A 25948-nucleotide genomic window follows, 5' to 3' on the forward strand; every position below is an offset into this window, starting at 1 on the left:
CGCGAACAAGTTCGCTCCTACCGAGCAACGCGGTGTTGGGTAGGAGGTAACTTGTTGCCGAAAAGGGTTAACGCGGTGGCGCCGGTCTGACGCCCCTCGCGAACAAGTTCGCTACAGTTGCGTTCTGATGGTCGGCTGGCAGAGCGTATGACCACCCGGCTCCAGATACGGATTCAGAATCGGTGCCATGCCCTTGAGCACTTGCACGGGTAAGGCCGAGGTAAACCGAAAGCCCTCTGCAGCCCGACCCGGCACGAATGCGGTCAAGGTGCCGAAGTGGTTGTCGCCCAGATAGAACACGAAAGTGGCTGTCCGGTTGATCGCTCGGGAACTGAGGATGCGTCCGCCCGCACCGATGCTTTCGATACGGTTGTCGCCAGTCCCGGTCTTGCCGCCCATGGCGAGGATCGAGCCGTCCTGCAATTTGAAACTGCCGTGCACCCGCTTGGCGGTCCCGCCGTCGACCACTTGCGACAACGCTTCGCGCATGGCTGCGGCGACCTCAGATGGCAACACACGCTGACCCAATTCCGGATTATTGGCGAGGCGGGTTTCGTAAGGCGTGTCGGCAGCAAAGTGCAGGCTGTCGATGCGCAGTATCGGCAAGCGAATACCGTCGTTCTGGATGATGCCGATCAACTCGGCCAGCGCGGCGGGGCGGTCGCCGGAACTACCGATGGCGGTGGCCAGCGAAGGCACCAGATGATCAAACGGATAGCCGACACGCTGCCAGCGTTGATGGATATCGAGAAAGGCCTCGACCTCCATCATCGTCCGGATCCGGCTGTCCCGTGCGCTCTTGTGCCGACTCTTGAACAGCCAGCCGTACACTTCCTGACGTTCATGTTGGCTGGCAGCAACAGCGTCCTTGAACTGCGCATCCGGGTGTTGCAGCAAGTAACCCACTAACCACAGGTCCAGCGGGTGAGCCTTGGCGATGTAGCCCTGATCCGGCAGGTTGTACTTGCCCGGCCCGTAGTTTTCATACAAATCCGCCAGACGTTTCTCGCTCAGCTTCGGCCCGGCCTTTTCTTCGGTCATGTGCGCACGGATGAAGGCATTGAAGTTGGCCTGATTGGCACCCGGCAACAGGTAACGATGCACAGCCGCCAGCCTTATCGGCGTTGCATTGATACCGTCCAGAAATGTATCGAGCCGCTCCTGAGTGGTTTTGTCCTTGTAACGTTTCCAGAAACGCAGCAGGAATACCGACCCTTCACGGTCAGCGAAGCGACTCAGGTACTCCTGACGACGCGGGTCATCGTCATCCTTGAGCAGCTCGGCGCTATTGTTCGGCCCTTGATAAGTGCTGTAACGCACCACGTCACGCATCAACCGAATGAACGGCAGGTTGATCGACTCGCGCAGTGACTCACGCAGCGTTGGCAGGCGACTGTCGTCTTCCTTGCGGAAGTTGTTGAAGTGATGCATGCCGCCACCGGTGAAAAAGCTCTCTGCCGGGCTCGCCGAGTAGCGACGGTCCAGCGCCGCCGAGAGCATTTTCGACAGGTCACGATCCTTGTTTTGCATCAGATAATCCAGCGCCCAGCGGGTCAGCCGATCCTGATCGGCGACCGGCTCCTTGCCCAGTGCGCTGACGCTTTGCGCGGCGTAACGATCATGCAGTTCGGCGATGATCTCCAGATAGGTCGTCATCACCCGCATTTTCGCGGTGGAGCCCAGTTCCAGCTTGCTGCCTTCGTTGATGTCGAAAGGCTGGTCGGTGCTGTCCGTCTGGACCCTTACCCGTGATCCATCGGGGCCGCGCTCGAACAGCGTAAAGCTGTAGCGCACCTGGGTTGTGCTGACGGGCGTCAACAGGCGCTCGCCCATCAATCCAACCTGTGCAGCGAAGGCCGGGTCCGCCAGATCTTTCAGGTACTGGCTGACGCTGTTTTGCAGCTCGCTTTGTAGCGTGCTGGTTGCCGAAAGATCAAGGCGATCAAGATCGTAAAGCGGACGATTGAGCAGTCCGGAAAGTCGGCTGCGGGCGACGCTGATACCTTTATTGGTCTCGATGGGCTGAATCGTCGGTTGCTCCGCCCAGTTACGGTAATTCAACGTTGCTTCCAGCGCGGCATTGGCCAATGCGCTACTGATCACCTGATTTTGCGCCAGCAGACGAATGTGGCTGTCAGTCAGTTCCGCCAGCTCGGCACGACCTTTCGCCAGATAGTGCGATGGTCGCCGCTGGGCGATGACCAAAGACAGCACTTCGCGTAACGCCAGCCCCTGAGCGGCGATGCTTTGCGGGTCACTGGCGGTAGAGGCGAGCAACTGATTGGTCTTCACGAAGTCCGCGCCATACCAGACCCGCAAACCCTCAGCCATCCCGTGCACTTCGCCATGGCCCGGCACTGCCGACAGCGGCACACTGTTCAGGTAATCACGAACAACGCGTTGACGTGCTTCTAAGGTTTGCTGGCCAGGTTGATAGGCGCGCACGCTGGCGGAAATCATCTGCCGAAGTTTTTCCGAGCCTGAAAGCGTAAGACCGTCAGGAGAGTGTCGATACTTCTCCAGTTGAGTAGCCAGCGTGCTGCCTCCCGCCGACTGCCCCGGCAAACCGAGCAGCTTCGCCACTTGAGAAATTGCTGCTTTTGCAAAGCGCGGCCAGTCCACTGCCGGGTTGGCCATTGGCTGTTGTGGATCAAGCAAATCCCGGTTTTCGATGAACAGCAGGCTGTGCACCAACAGCGGCGGGATCGCGGCAAAGCTTGGGTAAAACTGCTGCGGGTAACGGAATTGATAGACGTCGACACCGCGGCAATCGGTGATCGACAGGCCTGCCTGAATCTTCTCTTCATAGGGCACGAAGAAGCCACGCTTTGCATAGGCCAGCAAGTCGGGGGAAAACCTTACCTGTTCGGTAATCAAATAGTCGCGCTTGAGCAGACGCGGCAGAAACTCATTCAGTGAGGAGTAGCCCAGACGTTTATCGAAGGGGCCGTCACCGGGGTAAAGCATCGAATCACTGGGGCCTGCATGCATCGAGTAGCTCAGATTCGCCGCAAAGCGGCTGAACTCAAGCGCCTGCAAGCGCGAGCTGCGTGACTCGATTACCATCGCCACGGCCAGCGCGCCAATCCCCAGGAGCAGCAAAACCCAGATGACGCGCCACACATAGCTTTTGCGGCGTGGGGTTTTTGGCATGGGAGCTCGGTCGCGACTGTCTGCGGTAATCACAGTCTGTTTGGTATCTGCATGCCTTAAAACGCCCATTTCGATTGGCCCGGTTAAACCTGTTAATCGCACCTGACTCAAGCTTAGTCGCTGACCGGGATTGCGGGAAAAATTGTCTAGGGCTGTAGGACGCTTCCTGAGCAGCGGCGGGCTGCTTACCAATCCATGGCGTGCTCAGGCCGCAGGTCCATCAGCGGCTCATCAGGTTTATCGGCAAGCCCGGAGATTTGATAAACCCTAGATGCTATGAATTTTCGATACGCCCGTGTGTGCTCATCCTAAAACGTTTAATGTGTCGATAATCAGTTGGATTTGTAAGTTGAGTCGATGTTTTATGTAGGAAAAGCCCTCAAATATAAGAGTCAAGTAGGAAGATTCTGATTTTGGTTGTTGAATATTGACTCGTATTTTAAACGGTGATTACGTCCGGTTTGTCAGTTGCAGAAGCGTCTGGCTAAAACTTTAGTAATTATCAGGATGATAGAGATGAACAAGAATAAAAGATTGAGGGTGGTGCGGTTGTGCGTGCCGTTGTTGGTGATGTCTTCGCTTGGGTTTCAGGCTCAGGCCGAAGTTAATGGTGTTGAGCAATTTGAGACTCAGCTTGATGCGACGATGGCGGCGGTGTCGTTGCCAGAACCTGATACATCCAGTTGTCAGAACACGCTAGATCAGATTAACGAACCAAAGGGCTTTCTTGAAAGCAAATCCGACGTTCGTTGCTATGTTTTTACTTCTATTCGTGGGCAGAAAGTTTTGCTTGCAGCCATTGCTGAGGAGCCTGAACCGTCTTGGCAGGTCGAATATTATGATGGTGTGTGGAAGACAAAAAATAATACGAGTGCGCTCGATCTACCTGGTTTGAAGCCTGGAGATCAAGTAGTCATGAGGGTTTCCTACAAACAAGACAAACCTTACCAGCGGACGGAATACAAAGTGGCCTTTGGATCGTACCCGGTCCTCAAGGATGCTTCACTGAACGCTCCACCTGTCAGGAACCGTGTTCCTGTCGCCGACTCTGGATGGGTAGCTGGTTTGCAAACTCATGGTACGTTAACGTTCGAAGCAACATTTACCGATACCACAGGGATTCCATTGAAAGGCGCGTCAGCCAGTTTGCCGATTTATCTAAACCTGAAGTCTAAAGACCCAGAAGTGACGCAGTCCGCGCTGTCCGACGAGCGTGGAATCGCCACCGCGACATTCACGCTTAACAAATGTTACGGCGGAGAACTGGCCGCTCAGCGCAATGATGCTGGTGGAACCCATCATTGGGTATCTACTTACAATGTCGGGCGTTGGTTCGTATTCGACAAGCTTATTGGCGCAGAGAGTAAGGACAGTGAGTCGAAAAAAATGGCTGGCTTTGCTCATATCTGCACCCAGACTTTGAACAGAGGTAGAATCTAAAAATTTCCGGCTATCAGGGGCAGATAGTACATCTGCCCCTTTTTTCTCATCAGACTTCTACGTCGATCCTGTTTCGATTATTTGTATGGGTGCGATCATTTTCCTTTGGTTGTCCGAAAATATTAAGCTTGCCCGTGGTGTCTGCGAGCAGCGCGGCGTAATTTACCAAAGAGCTGAAATGTTTGTAGGAGAAGGGTTCCTCTTCTTCAGGACGTTTTAAAAAGCTTACATAGCTAATGATCGTTTCGGCGTGAGCCGTGATGAGCTCTCTGAGTGGTTCATAGTCCTGCATGGCCTCTGTCAAGAAAGCAGTTTCAAGGTCGCTCAACAAATCAGAATTTAAAACTTTGACCTTTCCACTTGCATCGACTGTGAAGTTAAAGGGTGTAGCTGATAGCGCCGGGAAGTCTTTAGCAATTTTCTGTCTGAAGTTTTGCAGTTCAACGCCGATGTTCTCAATCAGGCTGCTGGCATTAGAAGCTAATGTATCCATTTGGTCACTGCGACATCCCCAGCAACACTCATCCTTCTTAAGGGGAGCCCATCCTCTGTCGAGTGGGTCTGTTTCTCGTGTAAATACGATATCTCTAAATATAGGCCCCACCATAAACGGGTTGCAATTCAATATCTTCAGTGTGGTGTTCTCGCTTTCGTCGGAGGATATTAATCTTGTATACCTAATCGCAGATGTCGCCAGGACTTGCTCCACCTTAGGCTGATCAATTGCTGAAATTTTCAAAGGGGTCGACGCATTGGCATTGATGTTCACGAGTTTCCCTCTCCGTGTTGTAGGTCTCCCTCGGTGTAACGGCCATGTCCGAAAAAACTTGGCCTGATAATGTTGTGGGAAACTTCCGAGAAGGGCTTCTATTGCGACGCTGTTCCCAAATATTGGCTGCATTTACGGGTTTTTGGTCGGCGGAGACTAAAATATTGAGCAAGTCGTGATTTTTTCAGTGTTAGACGTAAGAACTGGTAAGTGTTAATTGTGAGAGATGTACTACAAATAAAATTAAAAGTAGGAAGCGTCTGATTTTTAAACAGCCTTGTTGACTCGAGTTTAAAGCAGTGATTACGTCCGGTTTGTCAGTGCTTAGACCACTTGGCATAAAACGAATTAAAACTATTGAGTCAATTTAGGAGTTTCAGATGCTTAAAAATAAAAAGCTGCTTTTGGGTATGGTTGTGTCCGCTGTTATTTCTGCGGGGTCTCATTCTGCATGGGCACAAACCGTCCCAGGGGGGAGTGCTACACAAACTGCCTCAGCACTGGTAATGGAAGAGCCAGTATTCAATGTGTTGACGGATAAGGTTCACACTGTTAGCACGCGCTTAAACAGCGCTGTCTCCGAGCACTACTACGGTTTTACCGCTGTGAGAGGGCAGGATGTAATACTGAACCTGCAGAGTCAGCAACATATCAAGGTCGAACGGCATGTAGGCGGGGCATGGACGTTGGTCACCGTTAAAGGTATCAGTGTCCTCAAAAACCTGAAGCCGGGTGAGGAGATCATCATCAGGGTGACGCATATTCAGGCTGCGGCTTTTAATGGTGGGCAATATTCCCTGATATTCGGCTCCTATCCGGTGTTGAAGGATTTTGATCTAAAGCCCGAGGAAAATGTGTTACGGATTCCGTATGGCTATAGCGACCCTGTCTGGCTGCCCGGTCAAGCTCATAAGCAGGCCAAAGCTATGGCGCAATTTACTGACACAACAGGTGCGCCGTTGGAGGGGGCGATCGTAGGTTATGGACTAAAATTCGGCGGGGGCTATCGAAAAGATATAAGTGGGGGCCTTGTGTCGGACGTCGAAGGCAAAGCGTCGGGGCTTGTGGAGATCGGGCCATGCCAAGGCGGGGATCAGGCTAGGGATTTTGTTGATTATAGTCAGGGCTACAATAATACATGGAGGACGAACTATCGTGTAGGCGAATATTATTACTTGAATTTCCTGGCAGGGGGCGACCTTTCTGAGGAATACAAATTCGGACATATTTGTCATCAGCGTCTGATTAGCAGTAGACGATCCTGAGTCCATAGAATAGCGGCCTGTCAGATATTTCTGGCAGGCCGTTTTTCTTAACTATGCATAAGTGTCAAGCAAGGGGCGCGCGCGTTTTTCCGCGTTCTCTAAAATCTGCCTAGTAAATAAACTATCGAGAGATGCCCCCATGCCTCCCCATTTTTTATTAAGTATATCTCCATAATCGACAGTGTTCTGAAAGTTCTCACTATTGAGGTTAAATCTCCCACCAAATCTTTGGGTGTCTTTTTCTACCAATTGGATCAATAGTTTGGAATGCTTGTAGACGTGGTGCTTGATGTCCTTGAATGTATTGATTTCCTCAGTTAGCCAGGATTTATCAGCCTCGCCCAATTTCCCTGAGTCCAATATTTTTATTTTCGAGTTCTCATCCAGCGTGAATCCGAATCCTGCTGAAGCGATATCAGGGCGCAGGTCTCTAAGGCGTTCGTAAAACTCACCGTACTGCCGGCAAATGTCGATTTGCCTGAGTGCAGCGTCAATGGTCAAGCAAGCAAGTTCTAAAACGTCATCTTTGCACTCCGTCGAGACGTGCTCAAGTGAATTTTCGGTTTGCAGAGGCTCTGCCTTATATTTTTGGTGATCTACGACATCGCTATGTTCCGTATTTTTTGTGCGCTCGGCGGAGCGTTCCTGCTCGTTGATGATCGAAGCGGGTGGTTGAAGATGGTTGAGTCTCATTGCGGAGTTGATATTCACGAATGCATCCTTTCAGTAGTTCCATATTTCTTTAACGGCCAGTGAGTAAAAACGTGTACTGAGAAGGTTGTAGGAAACTTTTTGGAGGGGGTTATAGTGAGAGGCTGTTCTCAGATTGACCTTTAACTCCAGACTATCGATAGCGACATATAGACTGCAAAATTATTCACAGAAAAAACTCCTGTCCCGCCTTGCGGCGGGCAGCGTCGTTTCGCTATGCGTACGTATTGATTCGCGGTTCTGACCTCATCGGAGCATGGCTCTTTACCATATATAGAGCTCTTTCATAAAAGTCCCGTTGCGAGGTATTAAGGATATCTCTGTAGTCAATGACCGATTGGAAGTTGTGCCTGTTCAGGTTGTACTTGCCACCAAAGTCCTGGCTGTGATCCACTATCGCCATCAGCGCTTTGGAGTGATCGTGAACAGTATTTCTGAAGTCTTTGAATTTGTTGATTTCGTTGGTCAACCACAGTTTGTCCGCTTCATCTAATGGCTGTCGTCCGTCAAGTATCTTTATGTTTGCGTTTTCGTCGAGTGTGAAGCCATAATTTGTCGAGACAATGTCGGGTCGTAGGTCTTTAATGTATTCGGAGAATTTTTCAAATTTAGAGTTTATTTCGGTCAGTTTTCCGGATGATTCAGAAACAATTTCGAGTAAATACATTCCATCCTTACACATTTCCATAAGTGGATCATCAAAACTTAGCTTTAACCAAGGCGCCTCCTCATAGACGTAATGCTCGACTTCTTCCGCCTTTCCGGAGGCTTTTGCGCCTGGGTCCAGCGCGAGTTTCTCCACGCTATTGGTCTTGCCATCCACCAGGGTGTCCACTTGTGTGGTGGGTATTCCCATATCTTTGAATTTGCCAGGCACCCATGAGCTAAGGTTGCTGACGATCCCTGCAGAATTAATATTCACGATTGCTTCCTCTCAATTGTCTTACCCTTCCTTTAACGACAAGGGGAGTAAAACTTGTCCTGACAAGGTTGTAGGAAATTTCCTGAGGAGATTGTTTTGATACACTGTTCTCATAAATGAGTTTATTTGTTCGTGGTGCCGCGCCTTGAGAATTTTATGACTATTGTCAGAAGAAGAAAGCGAGGGCCCCAAGCATTCCCCGGCGGGCACCTCCGTCATGCTAAGCGTACGTATTGATTCGCGGTTCTGACCTCATGGGTGTATAGCTGCTCACCATTTTTAAAGATCTGCCATGAAAGTCACGGTTTGAGGTGTTAAGGATGTCCCTGTAGTCAATGGTCGTTTGAAAGTTATGCCTGTTCAAGTTGTACTTGCCGAAATCCCTTCTGTGATCCACGAGCGCCATCAGCGCTTTGGAGTGGGCATGGACCGAACTTCTGAAATCTTTAAACTTGTTAATTTCGTCGGTCAACCACAGTTTGTCCGCCTCACTTAATGGCTGTCGTCCGTCCAGTATCTTGATGTTTGCGTTTTCGTCCAGGGTGAAACTGTAGTTTGTCGAGAAAATGTCTGGTCGGAGGTCGTTAAGGCGCTTGGAGAATTCTTTAAATGATGAATTTATCTTGTCAAGTTTGTGGGATGATTCTAAGGTTATATTGATTAGGTATATCCCTTCCTTACACAGTTCCATAACGGGATCATCAAACTTTAGCTTTAGCCATGGCGCTTCCTCATAGACGTAATGCTCAATTTCTTCCACCTTCTGGGACGCTTTTGCGGCTGTGTGCAGTGCGAATTTCTCCACGCTATCCGTCTTGCCAACCACCAGGGTGTCCACCTCTGTGATCGGCTTTTCAATACCCCTGACCTTACCAGGCACCACCGAATAAAGGTTGCTGACGCTCGCTGCAGAATTGATTTCCAAAATGACTTCCTCTTGAGTTTCCTTACCTCTTTCTTAGCGGCCAATTAAGGAAAAACTTGGCCTGATAAAGGTGTAGGAAACTTCTGAGAGGAGGCCTTATTGTGACGCTGGTCTCAAACTGCGACCGCATTTGCTGGTTTTGGTCGGCCGAGGCGTTTGTTCAGGTCAAGCCAGGCGGCCATCAGCATCATCAGCCCGAGGCCGAGGAGGGCAGTGCAGACTTGCATTGGCCAGGTATCACCGGCCAGTGCGTTGATCATGTCGGCCATTGGCGCGAGCAAGACGCCCAGGCAGAAGATCTCCAGCGAGTAGCGCCCCATGCGGCAGGCTTGTTGCGCGGGCCAGCTTTGCACCCATGTGTTTTGTGCGGGTAACAGTTTGGCGACGCAATACGCCAAGGCCAGAAAGTGCAGCAAACGCAGTGGACCCAGATCGGTCTTGTTGATCGGGTAGAGCCCATCGGCGACGAACTGCGGCATCAGGACCGGATGCAGTACCGGGAATTTCCACGAGAATGCCATGACCGCCGCAACTAACAGATACATCGCAGAGATCATGAACAGTGGCTGTCTGGTCAGAGGCCGCGGTTCGATATCGGTTGAGGGTTTAGCTTCGGAAGTCAGTGCACACGCGCCGCCAAGTACGAACAATAATTGCCAGGCCACCGGGTTGAAGTACCAGACGCCACCGCCTTCATATGCCGAAATATTCCAGCCCAGCAGGGGCACCATCAGATACAGCCCAATCGACAAACCTACCGTCAGGGTCATGTTGCGCAACATCATTGGCAGAATAAGCGGCAAGGCCAGCAATAGCAGGATGTAGAGCGGAAGCGGGTCGGTCAGGTTGGGCTTGAAGCGCAATAGCAGTTGATCGGCCAAGGCTTGCTGCGGGTCAGCGACAAAATGTTGCAGGCCCATTTCCTGAATCATGTCGCGGGTTTCTACGTAATGATTGGCAACGAAAACAATGCCCATCAGCAGCGTCAGTAGAAAGATGTGCACGACATAGAGCACCCAGGTGCGACGCAGAATTCGTACGGTGGAAACAACAAAGCCGTCACGTCGGGCAATACGGCCGTAGGCAAGGATGGCAGCGTAACCCGCCAGGAAGACGAAAATTTCCGCAGCGTCACTGAAGCCGAAGTTGCGTACGGTCAATTGGGCAAGGGGGTTGTCAGGCACGTGATCCCAAAAAATGAAGATCAGCGCCAGGCCCCGAAAGAAGTCGATGCGCAGGTCGCGTCCGTTAGTCATAACGGTAGGCTCTTTAATGTTGTAAGGGATAAAGATCAGCCGCGAGGGCTCTAGGTTCCGCGCCGCCGGTCACTCAAGGTGGCCTAGCTTGTCCGGCGGCGCGGCAGGGTGGAGGATTTTCAGTGCAAATGCAAAGGCAGGCTAATTACAGAATGTCTCGATACCGTCAGGTGCCTGGAGAGGGCCTCCGACCATTGGTCATACGCCATTGATGGTGGTGACCTTTAATTAGTTTGTCATCCAGTGGTGCTGTCGGTTGTCAGGGAAGCCGGTAAGTGATGTGAAGCCAGGGTGATGCCCGCATGACACCTGATCTAAGAGGATTTTCACGCTATCTGTTGATAGGCATCTGCAACACTGTTATCCATTGGACGGTGTTTCTTGTCTTGTGCCTGGGTTGGTTCGCCCCTCAATCTTTGGGCAATCTGGTCGGCTTTGTTGTAGCTGCTTCTTTCTCGTTTTACGCCAATGCTCTTTATACCTTCAGCGCTCGATTGTCATGGTCGGGCTATCTGCTTTTCATGTTCTTCATGGGGGCGATGAGCTTTATTGTTGGCCATATATCGGATGGGCAAGGGACACCTCTGCTGGTGACGCTTGTTGTTTCTTCAGGGCTTAGCTTGAGCCTTGGCTATTGCTGCTCCAGGTATCTGATTTTCAGGAGGCACCCTTGAAAATCTCCCTGATAGCGCCGGTTTTCAACGAAGCGTTGGCTATTCCACTATTTTACCAAGCTGTCAGGCAGGAACCCTGGTTGCACGGAAACACCGTGCAGATTGTCTTTATCAATGACGGCAGCACCGATCAAACCGAACAGGTAGTTCGGGCACTGATTGCGGGTGATGACGAAGTGCTGCTGATAAACCTGTCCCGGAACTTTGGCAAAGAAGCCGCCCTTCTCGCTGGCCTCGAATACGCCAGTGGCGATGCCGCCATTCCAATAGACGTCGATTTGCAGGACCCGATCAGCGTTATTCCACGCATGGTCATTGAGTGGCAAAGAGGAGCCGATGTGGTGTTGGCCAGGCGCCAGGACCGCTCGGTTGACAGTCGTTTGAAACGTTACGCGGCCGCGTTTTTTTATCGGGTCATGAATGTCATTGGTAGTACACGGATTGAAGCAAACGTAGGTGACTTCCGCCTGATGGATCGCAAGGTCGTGGACGTTATAAAAGCACTGCCGGAGCATGAATTGTTCATGAAAGGATTACTTTCCTGGGCGGGTTTTCATACCGTGATTGTTGACTATGAAAGAGCCGCCAGGGTTGCCGGGCAGACGAAATTCAATGCCCGCAAACTTTGGCATCTGGCCCTGGATGGCGTTACTTCTTTCAGCACCGTACCGCTCCGGATATGGACCTATGTGGGCTGTACGCTTTCGTTATTTGCGGTGTGCTACGGGTTTTACCGTGCGGTGGACTGGTTGATGTGGGGTAGCGATATTCCTGACTATTGGCCGCTGATGACGGCCTTGTTATTTTTTAGCGGTATTCAACTAATCGGGATTGGTGTTTTAGGAGAGTATGTGGGGCGTATCTACATGGAAGCCAAGCACAGGCCGCGCTATGTGGTGGAGAGTATTGCAGGACTTCCGGGCAACTCTTCAGCGAACTATAGTGATTGAGGAAGTTCTTTGCGAGGGACCGAGGCGTGAACGGATTTATTCGTAGAGATTTGAGCGGTCAAGAAGTCTTCAGGTTCTACTTGCTTGCTGTCAGTCTGTTTGTTTTTCCGATCGTTCAAGTGGACTATCTTTTTTTTGATGATAATTTTCGCTCTCTGCTAGAGGGCGATGAACTTTGGCGGGATGCTGGAAGGGTAGTGGTTCAGCTGTTTTACAATGCACTAAGCTTTTCCTCGGTAACACCTAATGTATTTCCTCTGGCCCATTTTATTGCAATACCTGTGGTGGCCTCTGCGTTGCAGGTGATTACTCAATATTATTTTGCGCCGTGCAAGCTCGCTGACTGCCTGGTGGTTTTGCCATTATTTTTCAGTCCCACTATTTTGGGTATATTAATTTACCAATACGACGGTCCCGCCGTCATGCTAGGGATGGCCACTGTTCTCTATGCTCACGCCTACCGGTCCGAGTGGCGAGGGCACGCGTGGTTGGGCCCCGCCGTCCTGATCGCAGTTTCTCTGTCTTTTTATCAGGTGTTGTTAAACGTCTTGCTAGGTCTTTATTGTGTTGAAGTTACCGTGAATATCGCACGTGGATCGTCGTTCGGAGGTGTGGCCAGATTACTGGCGAGGCGTGTCATTCACGTCGTGTTGGGGGGGCTCATTTACGGGTTAACTGCCTTGCAGTTCTTGAATACCTGGCGGTCACCATTGCTACCTTTAGACACACACTGGCCTACCGTCATATGGGCGCGCTTCAGCCAAGCTGTCGAAAGCCTTTTATTATTTGTTAATTCGGGTAATCGTTGGCTGGTTATTGTGTTCTCAACGTGTGCGTTGCTCGGCTATTTGAAAGGAGCGACAGAGGTATACAAGCGTGGAGAGTCAGCCATCGAAACAGGCGCATTGTTAGGGCTCTATGTGATGATTGTCCCGGTGATGGCAGGACTTGTTGTGGGATGTGTTCCGTTGTTTTGGGTGTATGAACCCAGTGCTCGAGTTCTGCTGGGATTGGCACCTGTGATATTTTTTGTCTTCTTCTTCAGTCACCGGTTTTTGAGCGCTCTGAGCAAGAAAGCAGCATGGCTACTGGCGATCCCCCTATTCTGCATGTTGTCGTTTTCATTCATGTATGGCCGGATTCTCATGACCCAGAAAGAGCTTGAGAGCAGTATTCTGTACTCGTTGGCATACGATATTCACTCACGATTAGAGCTGAGAAGTGTCGGAGTCATCTATCTGGTCGATGCTGACACCTCCCCGGTGCGCCGTCCTGCCAGTCTGCCTGTTGCAGTAAAGAATCCCGCATTGAATTATGTCGGTGGCGGGTGGCACCCAGAAGGGGAGCACTATCTTGTCATGCCATCTCAATTTCCATACGTGGGAATAACAAACGTAATAGGTATGTCGTCTTCTGATTTCGAGAAGATTATCGATAAGCAGCGATTGGTGAATCATGGACTTTATGACATCTATCTTTCCGGTAGAAATGCCTATATCCAGATGAAAAAAATGAATACATTTTCAGAGCCAGAGCCCCGTTAGTCATAAGATAAACCTGCCACAGATCAATATCGCCAAGGCAGGTCTTATCACTTGACTCATTCTGCTAAGCCACCGCATTAGGCTCAAAACTATCAGCCCGCGCCATTTGCCACATCGTGGAATAGAAGCTGCCATCCACTTCGCCATTCAATAACTGCCCCGGCTCAAGGAACACATGGGACTGGGAAAACAGTTTGATTTCAGTGGCCGACATCCGCCGTACCAGATGTTTGGCCTCCAGTTGCGAAGGATGATCCAGGCCCGCAGCCGCGAGCATTTCGGCCAGCCCCTTTAGCGTATTGCGATGGAAGTTGAAGACCCGCTCGGCTTTGTCCGGCACCACCAGTGCGCGCTGGCGCAAGGCGTCTTGAGTGGCGACCCCGGTGGGGCATTTGTTGGTGTGGCAGCTTTGCGACTGAATGCAGCCGATGGCGAACATAAAGCCCCGTGCGGAGTTGGCCCAGTCTGCGCCGATGGCCAACACGCTGGCGATATCGAAGGCGCTGACGATCTTGCCGCTGGCACCCAGTTTGATCTTGTCTCGCAGATTCAAGCCGACGAGGGTGTTGTGCACGAACAATAAGCCTTCGCGCATCGGGACGCCCATGTGGTCAGTGAACTCCACCGGCGCAGCGCCGGTGCCGCCTTCGGTGCCATCTATCACGATAAAGTCAGGAAGAATGGCGGTGTCCAGCATGGCTTTGGCAATGCCCATGAACTCCCATGGATGCCCCAGGCAGAACTTGAAGCCCACGGGTTTGCCGCCCGAGAGTTCACGCAGTTGAGCGATGAACTGCATCAGTTCACCAGGCGTGGAGAACGCGCTGTGGCGTGACGGTGAAACGCAGTCCTCGCCCATGAGGATGCCGCGGGTTTCGGCGATTTCCTTGGTGACCTTGTGTTTGGGCAGGATGCCGCCGTGGCCCGGCTTGGCACCCTGGCTCAACTTGATTTCTATCATCCGGACTTGCGGATCCTGTGCTTGCGTGGCGAAGCGTTGCGGATCGAAACGGCCATCTGCCGTCCTGCAACCGAAATAACCGCTGCCCAATTCCCAGGTCAGATCGCCGCCGTATTCCCGATGATAAGGGCTGATGCTGCCTTCACCCGTGTCATGGGCAAAATTGCCAAGCTTGGCGCCTTTGTTTAGCGCACGAATGGCATTGGCGCTGAGCGAACCAAAGCTCATCGCCGAAATGTTGAATATCGAGGCCGAGTAAGGCTGCGTGCATTGCGGGCCGCCGACGGTGACCCGGAACGCATTCGGATCGCTCAGTGGGGCGGGGCGCATGGAGTGGCTGATGAACTCGAAGCCGGTCTGGTAGACATCAATCAACGTGCCGAAAGGCTTGTCCGCTGATTCGTTCTTGGCGCGGGAATACACCAGCGAACGTTGTGCGCGGGAGAAGGGCAGGGCGTCGCTGTCGGATTCCAGCAGGTACTGACGGATCTCCGGGCGTATGGCTTCTACGGCGTAGCGAATGTTGCCGAGAATCGGGTAGTTACGACGCACCGAGTGAGGCGATTGCAGCAGATCGATTATCCCTACCAGCGACAGCAAGGCAGTCAGCAACGTAAAGGGCCACAGCCATTCGTGGTGCCAGAATGGCACGCTGAGCAGGGTAAAAAGCACACAACCAACGAAGAAGGCGTAACGACTGAGAATCGACAGACTCATACGGTTTCCTGGGGGCTAAGGACGGGGTTTTCGATCTGATTTTTTTGGGATGTTTCTGGCACGGCGCTTTTACTGCGGCGACAGTCGCTGTGGTCATTCAGCAGGTCGCGAGTCAGAGGGCAGCAGGTCTTCTGTCTTCTGAAGACTATCGGCAGAATTGAGGATAGCTGAACGATAGGGATCGAGCCGGACAGGCGGCGAATTCAGTCCGTCAGAACCCAGGGTTTGATATGGCGAATGCGCTCGGCCATTTCGTAGACATCCTCTCGCCCTTCATGGCTGGTCCAGCGCAGATGTTCGATCAGCGCCTGTTCCCTGGGGTTTAGCGCGACGAAACCCAGCTCATCGGCTTTGCGCATGAAGGTATCGCGAGGTTGCGAGGGGGTACTGGCGGCGATCACTTCCTGCAGCGCGCTTTGTAGCATTGAGACATAGCCGACCAGCATCGACGGGTTGCACAGCACGTCGGTCTTGTTGACGTAGCCGTCAAGCAGACGCAGCGAATCCCTTGCTTCGATCAGGCGGCTGTAGGCGTGGGGGGAGATTTGGTAATGATCGGGTTGAGACATGGCTTGCTTCCATCCGGCCGGTGCGCCAGGAGACCAGTCCCGGACCGTTGATCCAGCAACGGCGGGTCGAACCTTAGCGGCTAGTGCCTACCTAATCAAGTTCACGAATGATGCAAGTCACGACAATCGATTTTGGTCTGAATAGGGTGATATGTTATGTTGTAACTCAAATTCACTCAGTGATTCGGAGACATCATGAAACCTGATATCCACCCTGCTTACCGTCAAGTGCTGTTCCATGACACGGCAGCTGATGCGTTCTTCCTGATCGGTTCGACCGTCGATACTGATCGCACGCAAAAACACATCGATGGCGAAACCTATCCCTACGTAGCACTCGATGTGTCGAGCGCTTCACACCCGATGTACACCGGGCAACAACGTAAAACCACCACTGAAGGCCGAATTGCGGGCTTCAACAAGCGCTTTGCCACGTTTGGCTCTGGCGCGAAAAAAGACACCGCCGAAGCTGAATGATGCGGTTCTGTCTCACGGAATGGACGATCAGAACCTGATCCTCCATTCCGTGAGATTTTTTTTGCCTTTTTTTGACTTCGACGACCATCTGCGCGCATCGCTACTGGACTAACGCGCGATTTTGCTTTTGACTCTGCGGCCTGAAAATCAGGAGTTGCCGCTTTGAAAAACTCAGTCGCTATCCTCTTCGGAGGACAATCCAGCGAACACGAAGTCTCGCTGCAGTCAGCCAGGAACGTGATCAACGCGATCGATCGCGGCACCCATGATCTGACGTTGATTGGCATCGACAAGTCGGGCCGCTGGCTGTGCTTCGATGAAAGCGATTACCTGCGTAATGCCAACGATCCGGCAAAGATCAGCCTCAGTGCTTCGGGCAAGCGCCTGGCGTTGTTGCCGGGCAGTGCTGGCGGGCAGTTTGTCGATGTTGAGTCGGGTGTAGAACTGCCACGCATAGACGTCGTATTTCCCTTGATCCATGGCGCGTTCGGCGAAGACGGTTGCTTGCAGGGTCTGTTGCGCATGCTGGCGATTCCCTGCGTGGGGCCGGATGTGCTCGCCTCGGCGGCCTGCATGGACAAAGACGTGACCAAGCGCCTGCTGCGTGACGCCGGTATTGCCGTGGCTCCGTTCGTGGTGGTCAGTCATGGAGAGTCGGTAGAGTACGCGACAGTCGTCGCACAGCTTGGCTTGCCGATCTTTGTCAAACCGGCGAGTCAGGGCTCGTCGGTAGGTGTCAGCAAAGTTACTGATGAAGCCGGTTACAGCGCCGCGCTGAAACTGGCCTTCGAATACGACCACAAGGTGCTGATCGAAAAAGGCATTGTGGGTCGAGAAGTGGAATGTGCAGTGCTCGGCAACCGTCAGCCGCAAGTCAGTGTCTGCGGTGAAGTGATCGCCAATGACGAGTTCTATGCCTACGACACCAAATACCTGAACGGTGATCAGGCGCGCATCGCGATCCCTGCCGAACTGGCGTCCGATGTCAGCGACGAGGTGCGTGAAGTTGCGCTACGTGCTTATCAAGTACTGGGCTGTGCCGGTCTGGCCCGGGTGGACTTCTTCGTCACTGAGGCGCGGGACATCATCATTAATGAAGTGAACACGATTCCCGGCTTCACCTCGATCAGCATGTACCCCAAGCTGTGGCAGGCCACGGACTTGTCCTACGCCGGTCTGATTGATCGTCTGATCGCGCTGGCACTGGAGCGTGCTGATGAAGCGCGTCAACTCAAGACCGAGATATTTTCATGAGACTGATTCATATCGCTGCAGCGTTGTTGATAGGGCCAGACGGACGGACCTTGCTGGTACGCAAGCGCGGCACCCAGGCGTTCATGCAGCCGGGTGGCAAGATCGACGCCGGTGAGTCCGCTGCCGAAGCGCTGGCGCGGGAGCTTGAGGAAGAGCTCGGGTTACGGATCGATCCAGCCAACGCGGGTTATCTCGGTTCTTTCGCGGCGCCTGCCGCTAACGAGCCAGGGTTCGAGGTGCGCTGCGAGCTGTTCGAAGTGCGCATCAATGTCGAGGTCGTTCCCGCTGCGGAAATCGAGGAAGTCGTCTGGATCAGCGCCGACAGCCACTCGGATCTCAATCTGGCACCGCTGACCCGGGACACCATCCTGCCGATCTACCGGGGCATGCTCGCCGAGGCCTGATCAGCATCAGGCTTTTCCGGGAATCCCGTATTTACGCAAGCGATGGGCAATGGCGGTGTGCGAGGTCTGCAAGCGCGCCGCCAGTTGCCTGGTGGACGGATAGTCGGCGTAGAGCTTTTCCAGCAAGGCTTTTTCGAAGGTATCGACAGCTTTTTCCAGGCTGCCGACTTCGCCATCAATTTCACCGGCGACGGCTGTGCCGGCGATGTCCAGATCACCGATGTCTACCAGATTGCTTTCACTGATGGCCGCCGCGCGGAAAATCACGTTTTGCAATTGACGCACGTTGCCCGGCCAGCGGTTGCCCAGCAAGGCCGGATAAGTGCCGGTAGCAAGTCGGCAGACCGGGCGTTGAATCTGTGCGCAAGCCTGTTCCATGAAGTAGCGCGCCAGTAACAGAATGTCCTGTCCGCGATCGCGCAAGGGCGGGACTTCCAGATTGAGCACATTCAGGCGGTAGAACAGGTCTTCGCGGAAGGTGCCTTCGCTGACCATTTTTTCCAGATTGCGATGCGTTGCGCTGAGGATGCGCACGTTGACCTTTACTTCCTTATCCCCGCCAACACGCCTGAAGCTGCCGTCGTTGAGGAAACGCAGTAGCTTGGCTTGCAGGTACGGCGACATTTCGCCGATTTCATCGAGAAAAACAGTGCCCTGATTCGCCAGCTCCATCAGCCCCGGTTTGCCACCTCGTTGCGCCCCGGTGAATGCGCCGGGGGCGTAACCGAACAGTTCACTCTCGGCGAGGTTTTCCGGCAGGGCGGCGCAGTTGAGTGCCAGAAAGGGCGCGCTGTGTCGGGCGCTGGTCGCGTGGCAGGCGCGAGCCACCAGCTCTTTGCCGGTGCCGGTTTCACCCTGGATCAACAGTGGCGCGTCCAGCGCAGCAACCCGCTGTGCGCGGGCCTTCAAGGTGCGGATAGCCGTGGACTCGCCCAGCAGCGCATCGAAGCCTTCGGCATGGTCGTGATGCAAGGCCGACAGACGCTCACCGATACGGCTTGGCTGGTAAAGGGTGAGCAATGCACCCGCATCGGTAATCGGCGTAGCGTCCAGCAATAACGCTTCGCCGTTGAGCGTGACTTCACGTAAAGGCAGGCGAAAGCCGTTTTCCAGCAATGCGCTGTGCAGACCCGGATCGGCAAACAACTCGGCCACCGGTTCACCAGCAGGCTCGCGCCCGATCAGCGCGATCAACGCCGGGTTGGCCAGCAGCACATGCCCGGCACTGTCCAGCGCCAACACCGGATCGGTCATGGCTGCCAGCAATGCATCGAGCTGCAAGTGGCGACGCTGGCCGGGCAGAATATCAACGACCGTAATGGCTTCAACGCCACGCACCCGGAACAGCGCGTCCTTGAGTTCTTCAAGGACCTGGTGGCTGAGGGTCGGTGCGTCGATGTAAACGTTGGGCGGCACCATTTCCACCGCATCCAGATTCAGATTGCGCCCACCCAGAATGGCCAGGACTTCCTGAGTGATGCCGACGCGGTCGATGAAGCTGACGTGGATACGCATGGGGCGCTAAAGGTTCTGGGTGAAGAGGGGGGGCATTATGCCAGTAAAACCGGGGTGCAACGCTCAACTGGAATGAGTCTGGCGGGGTAACTGTGGTTTGAGATGCCACGGTCGCCTACCGTAGACCGCCTTTTCACAGCATTCCGTTGGAGCGAGGCTTGCCCGCGAATCAGCCGACGCGGCAGGGCAGACGAACCGCATTATCGTTCTTCGCGGGCAAGCCTCGCTCCAACAGTGTCTCTGCGCCCTATCTCAAACCAAGTGCTCTGGCTTCACCGGCTCGCCCGGTTCGATGCCCAGCTTGTCGTGAACGTCCTTGAACATACGGTCATATTCTTCATGCATCGCCAGCGGCACCAAAGCGGTGTGCGGCATGCCGTGTTTGACTGCGATCTGATTGGCGTTATGTGCAAAGTTGCAGGCCAGATCTTTTGGCAGTACGAATTCATCCTCGAACGTGTTGCCTGCGACCTCGCCCTGCATCGTGAAATGCATGGACTTGCCTTCCTCTGGGTGCTCGCTGACTTCGTAACGGATATGAATGTCGTAGCTGAAATCCGATGCTTGCAGTGGCACGCGAGTGATATGCAGATGGCCTGGTTCGAACATGTCATTGCCCCTTGGCTGGTCGATGAGTGTCACGGTAGACCCGGTAAGGTCCGTTGACGTTCAGGGAATGTGAAGATTCAACCTTAGGCCATGTCGAGTGACAGTGGCGTGACGAGGATCAGTGCTCAGGACTTGCTGCTGACTGGCTCTGGCCGCGACCATATCCACAGGTTGCCTAGCAGCATGCCGCCAACGGCGGCATACACCGGCCAACCGTGCATCAGATAAAGCATCAAACCCGCACAGAGCAGCATGCTGATGGTCGCGCTTATCTTGGCATTGCGAGTCACCTTCCGACCATTGCGCCAGTTGCTCAGGATCGGACCAAACAGCTTGTGGTTTTCCAGCCACGCGCTCAGGCGCGGCGAGCTTTTGGTCGCAGCCCATGCCGCGAGAAGAATGAACTCGGTTGTCGGCAGGCCCGGAATGAAAATAGCGACAATCCCTATGCCCAGACTGACGTAGGCGAGGATGCCGAACAGAAGGCGAGAGAGTCTGGTACCGGGTGGTTTGGAGGTCATGGTCACTACAGGCAGGTTCAGAAAGCCCGGCCAGCTTAACAGCACCGGGCGTTTTTTCATGCTTGAACCGACTCGACCTTTGGCGCAGGGGCATAGGCGTGCTGGAGCAGCACATTGAAGCGTTCGAACGCCGCGATGGCGCCTTGATCCGCCTGAGCCTCTTCCTGCTCGGTGAAGTCCAGCCCGTCCAGGGTTCTGATAAAGCTTTTCCAGCCTTCCGCCCGGCCTCCCGCAGGTTCGCCCAGATGCCGGGCTCCGAAGCTTTCGCTCAGGTTCAGCGCCGCGGCACGCTTGATCAAAAAGGCCGCGCCCAGTTTGGAACCCTCGGACACAAACAGCCAGCCCATGGCCTGGGCCCTGGTCGGGTTGTGCACCGCACCGGAGATAGTGGGTGGAGTGTCAGTGTTCAGGTCGGCAAGATCGGCTTTGGCCTGTTCTGCGCGGCACCGTGCAGGCAGGTCAGGGACGATTTTCTTCAACTCGGGGTCGTTGTACAGAGCCTGCAGCTCTGCCTGAAACAGATACTGGGCGACGAGGAAGCGCTTGTAGCTTTCCAGCGTTTCAAAGGGCGCATTGGCTTTTACTGCCTTGTCGAGTTGCTCGTGCGGCGCGTGGGTAATCTGGTTCAGGCGCTGGGAACGCAGGGCAGGGCGATTTTGCTCGGAGGTCATTGGGTTCTTCCCTGGTAAACATTGAGAGGATGTTAAATAGACGAATGACTCACCCTTGAAGCGTAAAAAAACATGCCGCCGAAGATCATCGACGGCACGCTTTAAGGGGGGGGATTGCTTAGATATCCCAGACCACGTTGACGCTGAAGTTGCGGCCGGGCTGAGTCAGGCGGTCAAGGTTGGCCGGAGCGGTGACGGCCGCTTCGCCTGCGCTGTCATAGCCGCGCACGTCGTCCCATAGCCAGTATTTTTTGTCGGTGAGGTTGTACAGGCCCGCATTCACGGTTACATCGTTGGTGACCTTGTAGTACCCGCTAAGATCAAGCACACCGAAGCCCGGCGTTTTGAACTGGCTTGATGAACCGTCTGGCTCATTGAATTCAAGGTCACTCACACGGTCCTTGCGTTTGACCAGCGTCCAGCTGAGCAGCCCGCCATAATTATCCTGTTCGTAGCCAAGACCGAACACACCCGTCAGTGGGTTGATGCTATTGAGCGGCTCGCCACTGTCGTTGTTACGGCCATACAGGTAGGTAATAGCGCTTTGGGTAAAGAAGCCTTTTGGAGCGCCAAACGTATCCAGACTCAGGCGACCTTTGAGTTCAACGCCCTTGATGGTCGCATGAGCGATGTTGTTCGCCCGGAAGGTCGATCCGGTAGCAGTGCCAGGCTGAATCTGGTCTTCATCAATGAAGTCGCGGTATTTGTTGTAAAACACTGCAACGTCGAAGGTGCCTGCTTCAAAGCGGCCACGGAGGCCGGTTTCGTAGCTCTTGCTCTTTTCCGGCTCCAGATCAGGATTAGGCTCGACGGTGTAACCGCTTTGCAGGTTTTCGAAACGTCCGTAAAGCGCTTTGGCGCTTGGCGTGCGGAAGCCTTCCGCATATTGGCCGTACCACGTGTACTGATCATTGAAGGCATAGGTCACGCCCAGCTTGGGCGACACGCGATGCCATTTCTGGCTTTCGTCACTGACGCTGTCCCGATCCTCACCCACCGTGTTGAGAAACTCTTGAGTGATGTGCGGATCCAGACGGGTGTAGTCGTAGCGGGCGCCTGGCAGGAACGTCCAGTCGTTCCAGCGGATTTCGTCCTGTGCAAACAGGCTGTAGGTACTGATAGTGGGGTCCGGGAAGTCACTGGAAGGGGCCAGGGTGTTTTGAGGCAGCACCTGGCCGACTGCCCTGCAAGTACCGAACCCCGCCGTCGACGCGCAGACTTCACCGCCGCTGCGCTGGCCGGTGACTTTCTGCTGCTTGAGGGTGGTGCCATAAGTCAGCAGATGCTCGGTGTCGCCAATGCTGAAGGCCTTGTCCAGCTGAGCATCGAGAATCCACTGACGTTCTTTGTAGGTGGTTTCTCGAGAGCGCCACACATCCCGCGTGATCGGGAAGTAGCGCTCGAGTGTCGTTTGATCGGTCTTGGCAATCTGATAGTTCAGACTCCATTTGACGTTATCCGCCAACAGGCTGTTGAGCTCGAAGCTGTTTTCCAGACCAAACCGCTCGCGGCTGATAGTGTCGTTCCCGGTGCGTCCACGGTAAAAGTTCAGGCCGGTACCGACCCCGCCAGTGAACAGCCCGCCGACAGCGCTCTGCTGGTCAGTGTCCCGGTCATCCTTGTATTTTTCGTAGGTCAGTCCCAGGCGTGAACCCTCGCCATAGTTCCAGCCCAGCTTGGCCAGAATGTTGGTGGTGCGTGCATCCTCGGGGTTGGCCTGCGTACGCTCCAGGCCGGTACCGCCGGTGCTGCCATAAGATTCAGTCTCGTGGCCGTTGCGCTGGCTCAGGTGCAGCAAACCGTCAAAGTCACCCTGGCGTGCGGCGAATGTCCCAGAGGTGAGCCAGCTTTCATCGGCCGAGCTGTAGCCGGTCTTGAGGCGCGCGCCGACGTCCTTGCCGTCCTTGATGATGTCATCGGCATCAAGGGTGTAATAGCTGACCGCGCCGCCGATGGCGCTGCTGCCATAAAGGGCCGATGCCGGGCCACGCAGAATCTCGACGCGTTTGACGATTTCCGGGTCGACGTAATTACGGTGGGTGTTGGCATACGGACCGGAGAAATAGTTGTCAGGCACTTCGACGCCGTCCACCTGGGTCAGGATCCGGTTGCCGTCGATGCCGCGAATGTTATAGCCGGTGGTGCCCGAACGTTGACCGGCACCGCCCACGGAAACTCCCGGTTCATAGCGCACAAGGTCACGAATAGTATTCACGTTCTGCCGATCCAGTTCCGCACGTTCATGGACCGAAACCGAACTGGGTACCGACGCAATATCCTGAGCCTGGCGAGTAGCGCTGACCGTGATCTGACTCAGTGCAACAACTCCGTCGCTGCGTTTTTCCAGCACCACATTGTTGTTTCCCATCGTGCGGTAGCTCAGGTGCGAACCGGCCAACAGTTTTTCCAGTGCGTTGGCAGGTGATAGCGAACCGCGTGCGCCGGGGGAAGTGACGTTGTTGGCCAGCTCAGAAGAAACCCCTACCTGCCAGCCAGTGATGCGGCTGAACTCGTTAAGCGCCGTAGTCAGTGGTTGTTGCGAGATGTTGAATGCGTAAACCCCGGCAGTCCGGTTCGATGCCGTTGTTGTGTCGGCTTCGCTGGCGTTGGCTGCGTGCAAAGCGCCGGACCAGCCAGCAGCGGACAGAACCGCCAGGGTCAACAGCGAGAGGGCGGACTTGTGCAGCCCTGCGGTGCGGGACGCATGGGGCGTGACGGGATTACGCATTGTCGATGGGGCTCCGTTGTGCAGTCTTTTTAGTTTTAGCAGCTGCCGTTAATACGAATCAGTTGCATTGGCTAAGACGAGACGCGCGACGGATGACTATCGAGTAAAAATAAATCGGCTCAGTTGAGAATGACCAGTGCAGGCAGTTCATGCAGCTGGGAAGAGGTGATATGCGCGAGCGACCGGACCACGTCCATTGGATTGTCCAGGCGGTAATTTCCGGTCACCGCAACGCTTTCCAGTTTGCTGTTGGTGTTGACGATCCAGCCGGGATAATAGCGTCGCAACTCGGCGAGGACCTCACCCATCGGGCAATTATCGAACACCAGACGACCTTGAATCCAGGCCAGATCCTTGCCCGGATCAAGCTTCTGGCGATGACTGAAACCTTCAGGCCCCACCCGGATGCTGTCACCTCCTGCGAGCTTCACTTCGTCGTTGCCTTGCGGGGCGCGCACATCCAGTGCCCCGCGTTGCACCTGAATCTGCGCAATGCCATCCAGGTAGCGCACCGCAAAGGCGCTGTCATTGGTGCGCATGCTCACCGCGCCCGCCTGTACCTCCAGTGGCTGACCCTGGCTGAACGGCACTTCGAAGAAGGCTTCGCCTTGCAGCAATTTGGCGACCCGGCTCTTGCCGGTCACATCACTGGAAAATGCCGAGTTGGTGTTGAGCAGCACCTTGGAGCCGTCATCGAGTTGCAGTCGCTGACGTTCACCGACCACCGTCAAGTGATCAGCCTGCAGGCGAAGACCCAGGTTACTGAAACTGAACACGCCGATCAGCAGCATCGCGGCAGTTGCCACAGGTATCCAGCGGGAGCGCAGGCGGCGCCAGCGTGATGGCTGACTGGCGTTCAATTCGACTGCCGCCAGGGCAACCGGTTTTGAGTGCCAGATCGCCTGAACCTTGGCAAACGCCTCCCGGTGGGCAGAGTCGGCCGCCAGCCAGGCCTGAAAACGGGCTTGCTGTTGCGCGTCACTGCCATCCAGCTCAATCAGCCAGGTCAAGGCTTGATCCATCACGCTGTCGCTCAACACCTCTTCAGCGATGGTGCGCGCGCGATGGAGGTCAGGGTCCTTCACGGGAAGTCCTCGGTTATTCTTGTGTGTCGTCGGCCGATGCCGGATTTGCCGCAGACTGCTGGAACGCTCAAGGGTGGTCAAGCCTTGTTGCAACCGCCACACAGATCGCCATGATCAATTTCAGCTCCTTCTGCACGGTGCTTGCGGACACGCCGAGTTGCTCAGCGATTTCCACATAACTGAGACCCCGGAGGCGGCTCAGGCTGAAAATCTGCTGTTGGCGAGGCGTCAGGGTAGCGATGCTTTTACTGAGCACTTCGACCATTCGCCTGGCGTGGATTGCGTCTTCCAGCGACGTCGTCGAGGCGCTGACGTTTTCCATGTCGGCGGTCGTTGCGTCCTCGGCCAACAAGCGTTCCCGCACGCGCCGGGCGCGCAAATGGTCCAGCGCGAGGTTGCGGGCGGTCTGAAAAATGAATGGCTCAAGGTGCTCGATGGCGCGATTGCTCAATGCGCCAGTCACGCGCAGATAGGTTTCCTGAAGCAGGTCTTCTGCGGTGCTGTGATTGCTGACAATCCGCTGCAGGGTGCGCAGCAGAATAGGTCTGTGAGAGACGAATACTTCGTTTAAACGCGATTGACTCACCGGGGGAGTACTCGACCGAGAAAAGCAGCAGATGATAATGCTTCTCATCCGCTTGTTCGGTCAAGGGGTGTTCGATGTTGTTGTCTGTAGGAAAGGTGCGGTGTGAACTTCCTGTGGGAGTCGCCCCGGTGTCCCTGACACCACGCTGTCGCGCAGCAAACACGGACCCTGTAGGAGCGCGCTTGCCCGCGATCGCGTCAGCACAGGCAATATATTCATCGACTGACAGACCGAATCGCGGG

Annotated in this window: 23 protein-coding genes; 8 read left to right on the top strand and 15 right to left on the bottom strand. The window is 54.3% G+C overall.

The window, feature by feature from the left end; genetic code table 11:
• Window positions 1-111: 111 nt before the first annotated feature.
• Window positions 112-3222 (bottom strand): biosynthetic peptidoglycan transglycosylase, encoded by a 3111-nt coding sequence (locus tag KDX30_RS17880; RefSeq protein WP_231677081.1) that lies wholly within the window; start codon window positions 3220-3222, stop codon window positions 112-114.
• A gap of 447 nt (window positions 3223-3669) precedes the next feature.
• Here KDX30_RS17880 and KDX30_RS17885 point away from each other — a divergent pair, with 447 nt between their 5' ends.
• A complete protein-coding gene (locus KDX30_RS17885; RefSeq protein WP_231677082.1) occupies window positions 3670-4593 on the top strand; it encodes a hypothetical protein in 924 nt (307 codons plus the stop codon).
• Window positions 4594-4642: 49 nt separating this feature from the next.
• On the opposite strand, the gene KDX30_RS17890 is transcribed toward KDX30_RS17885, so the two are convergent.
• Window positions 4643-5362 carry a hypothetical protein gene (locus KDX30_RS17890; protein WP_231677083.1) on the bottom strand — a complete coding sequence of 240 codons (720 nt, stop codon included), beginning with the start codon at window positions 5360-5362 and terminating at the stop codon, window positions 4643-4645.
• Between the two features lie 380 nt (window positions 5363-5742).
• Here KDX30_RS17890 and KDX30_RS17895 point away from each other — a divergent pair, with 380 nt between their 5' ends.
• The gene (locus KDX30_RS17895; RefSeq protein ID WP_231677084.1) at window positions 5743-6627 is read left to right on the top strand and encodes a hypothetical protein; all 885 of its coding nucleotides are present in this window, start codon (window positions 5743-5745) and stop codon (window positions 6625-6627) included.
• 51 nt (window positions 6628-6678) lie between these two features.
• On the opposite strand, the gene KDX30_RS17900 is transcribed toward KDX30_RS17895, so the two are convergent.
• From KDX30_RS17900 to KDX30_RS17915, 4 genes are all read right to left on the bottom strand, one after another.
• The gene (locus tag KDX30_RS17900) at window positions 6679-7338 is read right to left on the bottom strand and encodes a hypothetical protein (protein WP_231677085.1); all 660 of its coding nucleotides are present in this window, start codon (window positions 7336-7338) and stop codon (window positions 6679-6681) included.
• Between the two features lie 214 nt (window positions 7339-7552).
• Window positions 7553-8260 carry a hypothetical protein gene (locus KDX30_RS17905; RefSeq protein WP_231677086.1) on the bottom strand — a complete coding sequence of 236 codons (708 nt, stop codon included), beginning with the start codon at window positions 8258-8260 and terminating at the stop codon, window positions 7553-7555.
• 220 nt (window positions 8261-8480) lie between these two features.
• Entirely contained in the window at window positions 8481-9185 is a 705-nt protein-coding gene (locus KDX30_RS17910) for a hypothetical protein (RefSeq protein WP_231677087.1), read from the bottom strand.
• Between the two features lie 113 nt (window positions 9186-9298).
• Window positions 9299-10441 carry an OpgC domain-containing protein gene (locus KDX30_RS17915; RefSeq protein ID WP_122808322.1) on the bottom strand — a complete coding sequence of 381 codons (1143 nt, stop codon included), beginning with the start codon at window positions 10439-10441 and terminating at the stop codon, window positions 9299-9301.
• 302 nt (window positions 10442-10743) lie between these two features.
• Here KDX30_RS17915 and KDX30_RS17920 point away from each other — a divergent pair, with 302 nt between their 5' ends.
• Genes KDX30_RS17920 through KDX30_RS17930 form a run of 3 tightly spaced genes read left to right on the top strand, consistent with a single transcriptional unit; the run spans window position 10744 to window position 13609 of the window.
• Window positions 10744-11115 (top strand): GtrA family protein, encoded by a 372-nt coding sequence (locus KDX30_RS17920; protein ID WP_099267555.1) that lies wholly within the window; start codon window positions 10744-10746, stop codon window positions 11113-11115.
• On the top strand, window positions 11112-12065 hold the full coding sequence (locus KDX30_RS17925; protein WP_231677088.1) for a glycosyltransferase family 2 protein: 954 nt from the start codon (window positions 11112-11114) through the stop codon (window positions 12063-12065). Before KDX30_RS17920 ends, KDX30_RS17925 begins: the two co-directional genes overlap by 4 nt.
• A gap of 26 nt (window positions 12066-12091) precedes the next feature.
• Entirely contained in the window at window positions 12092-13609 is a 1518-nt protein-coding gene (locus KDX30_RS17930; protein ID WP_231677089.1) for a glucosyltransferase domain-containing protein, read from the top strand.
• Between the two features lie 64 nt (window positions 13610-13673).
• Here KDX30_RS17930 and KDX30_RS17935 read toward each other — a convergent pair whose 3' ends face one another.
• Window positions 13674-15287 carry an FMN-binding glutamate synthase family protein gene (locus KDX30_RS17935; protein WP_231677090.1) on the bottom strand — a complete coding sequence of 538 codons (1614 nt, stop codon included), beginning with the start codon at window positions 15285-15287 and terminating at the stop codon, window positions 13674-13676.
• A 203-nt stretch (window positions 15288-15490) separates the two neighbouring features.
• Complete coding sequence (locus KDX30_RS17940) at window positions 15491-15856, bottom strand: hypothetical protein (protein WP_027899812.1); 366 nt, start codon at window positions 15854-15856, stop codon at window positions 15491-15493.
• 195 nt (window positions 15857-16051) lie between these two features.
• On the opposite strand from KDX30_RS17940, the gene KDX30_RS17945 reads away from it, so the two are divergent.
• The 3 genes from KDX30_RS17945 to KDX30_RS17955 all read left to right on the top strand — a co-directional run bounded on the left by KDX30_RS17945 (window position 16052) and on the right by KDX30_RS17955 (window position 17991).
• Window positions 16052-16333, top strand: a complete 282-nt coding sequence (locus KDX30_RS17945; RefSeq protein WP_231677091.1) for a type B 50S ribosomal protein L31 — start codon at window positions 16052-16054, stop codon at window positions 16331-16333.
• 162 nt (window positions 16334-16495) lie between these two features.
• Window positions 16496-17587: a D-alanine--D-alanine ligase gene (ddlA, locus tag KDX30_RS17950; RefSeq protein WP_231677092.1), complete on the top strand. Its 1092-nt coding sequence runs from the start codon at window positions 16496-16498 to the stop codon at window positions 17585-17587.
• Window positions 17584-17991 carry an NUDIX hydrolase gene (locus KDX30_RS17955; protein WP_231677093.1) on the top strand — a complete coding sequence of 136 codons (408 nt, stop codon included), beginning with the start codon at window positions 17584-17586 and terminating at the stop codon, window positions 17989-17991. The genes ddlA and KDX30_RS17955 overlap by 4 nt, the downstream gene beginning before the upstream one ends.
• A 6-nt stretch (window positions 17992-17997) precedes the next feature.
• Here the strand turns inward: KDX30_RS17955 and KDX30_RS17960 are convergent, their stop codons facing one another.
• The 7 genes from KDX30_RS17960 to KDX30_RS17990 form a co-directional block, all read right to left on the bottom strand.
• On the bottom strand, window positions 17998-19506 hold the full coding sequence (locus KDX30_RS17960; protein WP_231677094.1) for a sigma-54-dependent transcriptional regulator: 1509 nt from the start codon (window positions 19504-19506) through the stop codon (window positions 17998-18000).
• Between the two features lie 252 nt (window positions 19507-19758).
• Window positions 19759-20115, bottom strand: a complete 357-nt coding sequence (locus KDX30_RS17965) for a DUF5064 family protein (protein ID WP_231677095.1) — start codon at window positions 20113-20115, stop codon at window positions 19759-19761.
• 125 nt (window positions 20116-20240) lie between these two features.
• Window positions 20241-20696: a YbaN family protein gene (locus KDX30_RS17970; RefSeq protein WP_231677096.1), complete on the bottom strand. Its 456-nt coding sequence runs from the start codon at window positions 20694-20696 to the stop codon at window positions 20241-20243.
• Window positions 20693-21307: a biliverdin-producing heme oxygenase gene (locus tag KDX30_RS17975; RefSeq protein WP_231677097.1), complete on the bottom strand. Its 615-nt coding sequence runs from the start codon at window positions 21305-21307 to the stop codon at window positions 20693-20695. The genes KDX30_RS17970 and KDX30_RS17975 overlap by 4 nt, the downstream gene beginning before the upstream one ends.
• Before the next feature lie 118 nt (window positions 21308-21425).
• Window positions 21426-24035: a TonB-dependent receptor gene (locus KDX30_RS17980; RefSeq protein ID WP_231677098.1), complete on the bottom strand. Its 2610-nt coding sequence runs from the start codon at window positions 24033-24035 to the stop codon at window positions 21426-21428.
• A 119-nt stretch (window positions 24036-24154) separates the two neighbouring features.
• Entirely contained in the window at window positions 24155-25120 is a 966-nt protein-coding gene (locus tag KDX30_RS17985; RefSeq protein ID WP_406643940.1) for a FecR family protein, read from the bottom strand.
• Window positions 25121-25187: 67 nt separating this feature from the next.
• A complete protein-coding gene (locus KDX30_RS17990; protein ID WP_122707943.1) occupies window positions 25188-25706 on the bottom strand; it encodes an RNA polymerase sigma factor in 519 nt (172 codons plus the stop codon).
• Between the last annotated feature and the right edge of the window lie 242 nt (window positions 25707-25948).

This window comes from Pseudomonas quasicaspiana (assembly GCF_021147825.1).
Taxonomy (GTDB): Bacteria; Pseudomonadota; Gammaproteobacteria; order Pseudomonadales; family Pseudomonadaceae; genus Aquipseudomonas; species Aquipseudomonas quasicaspiana.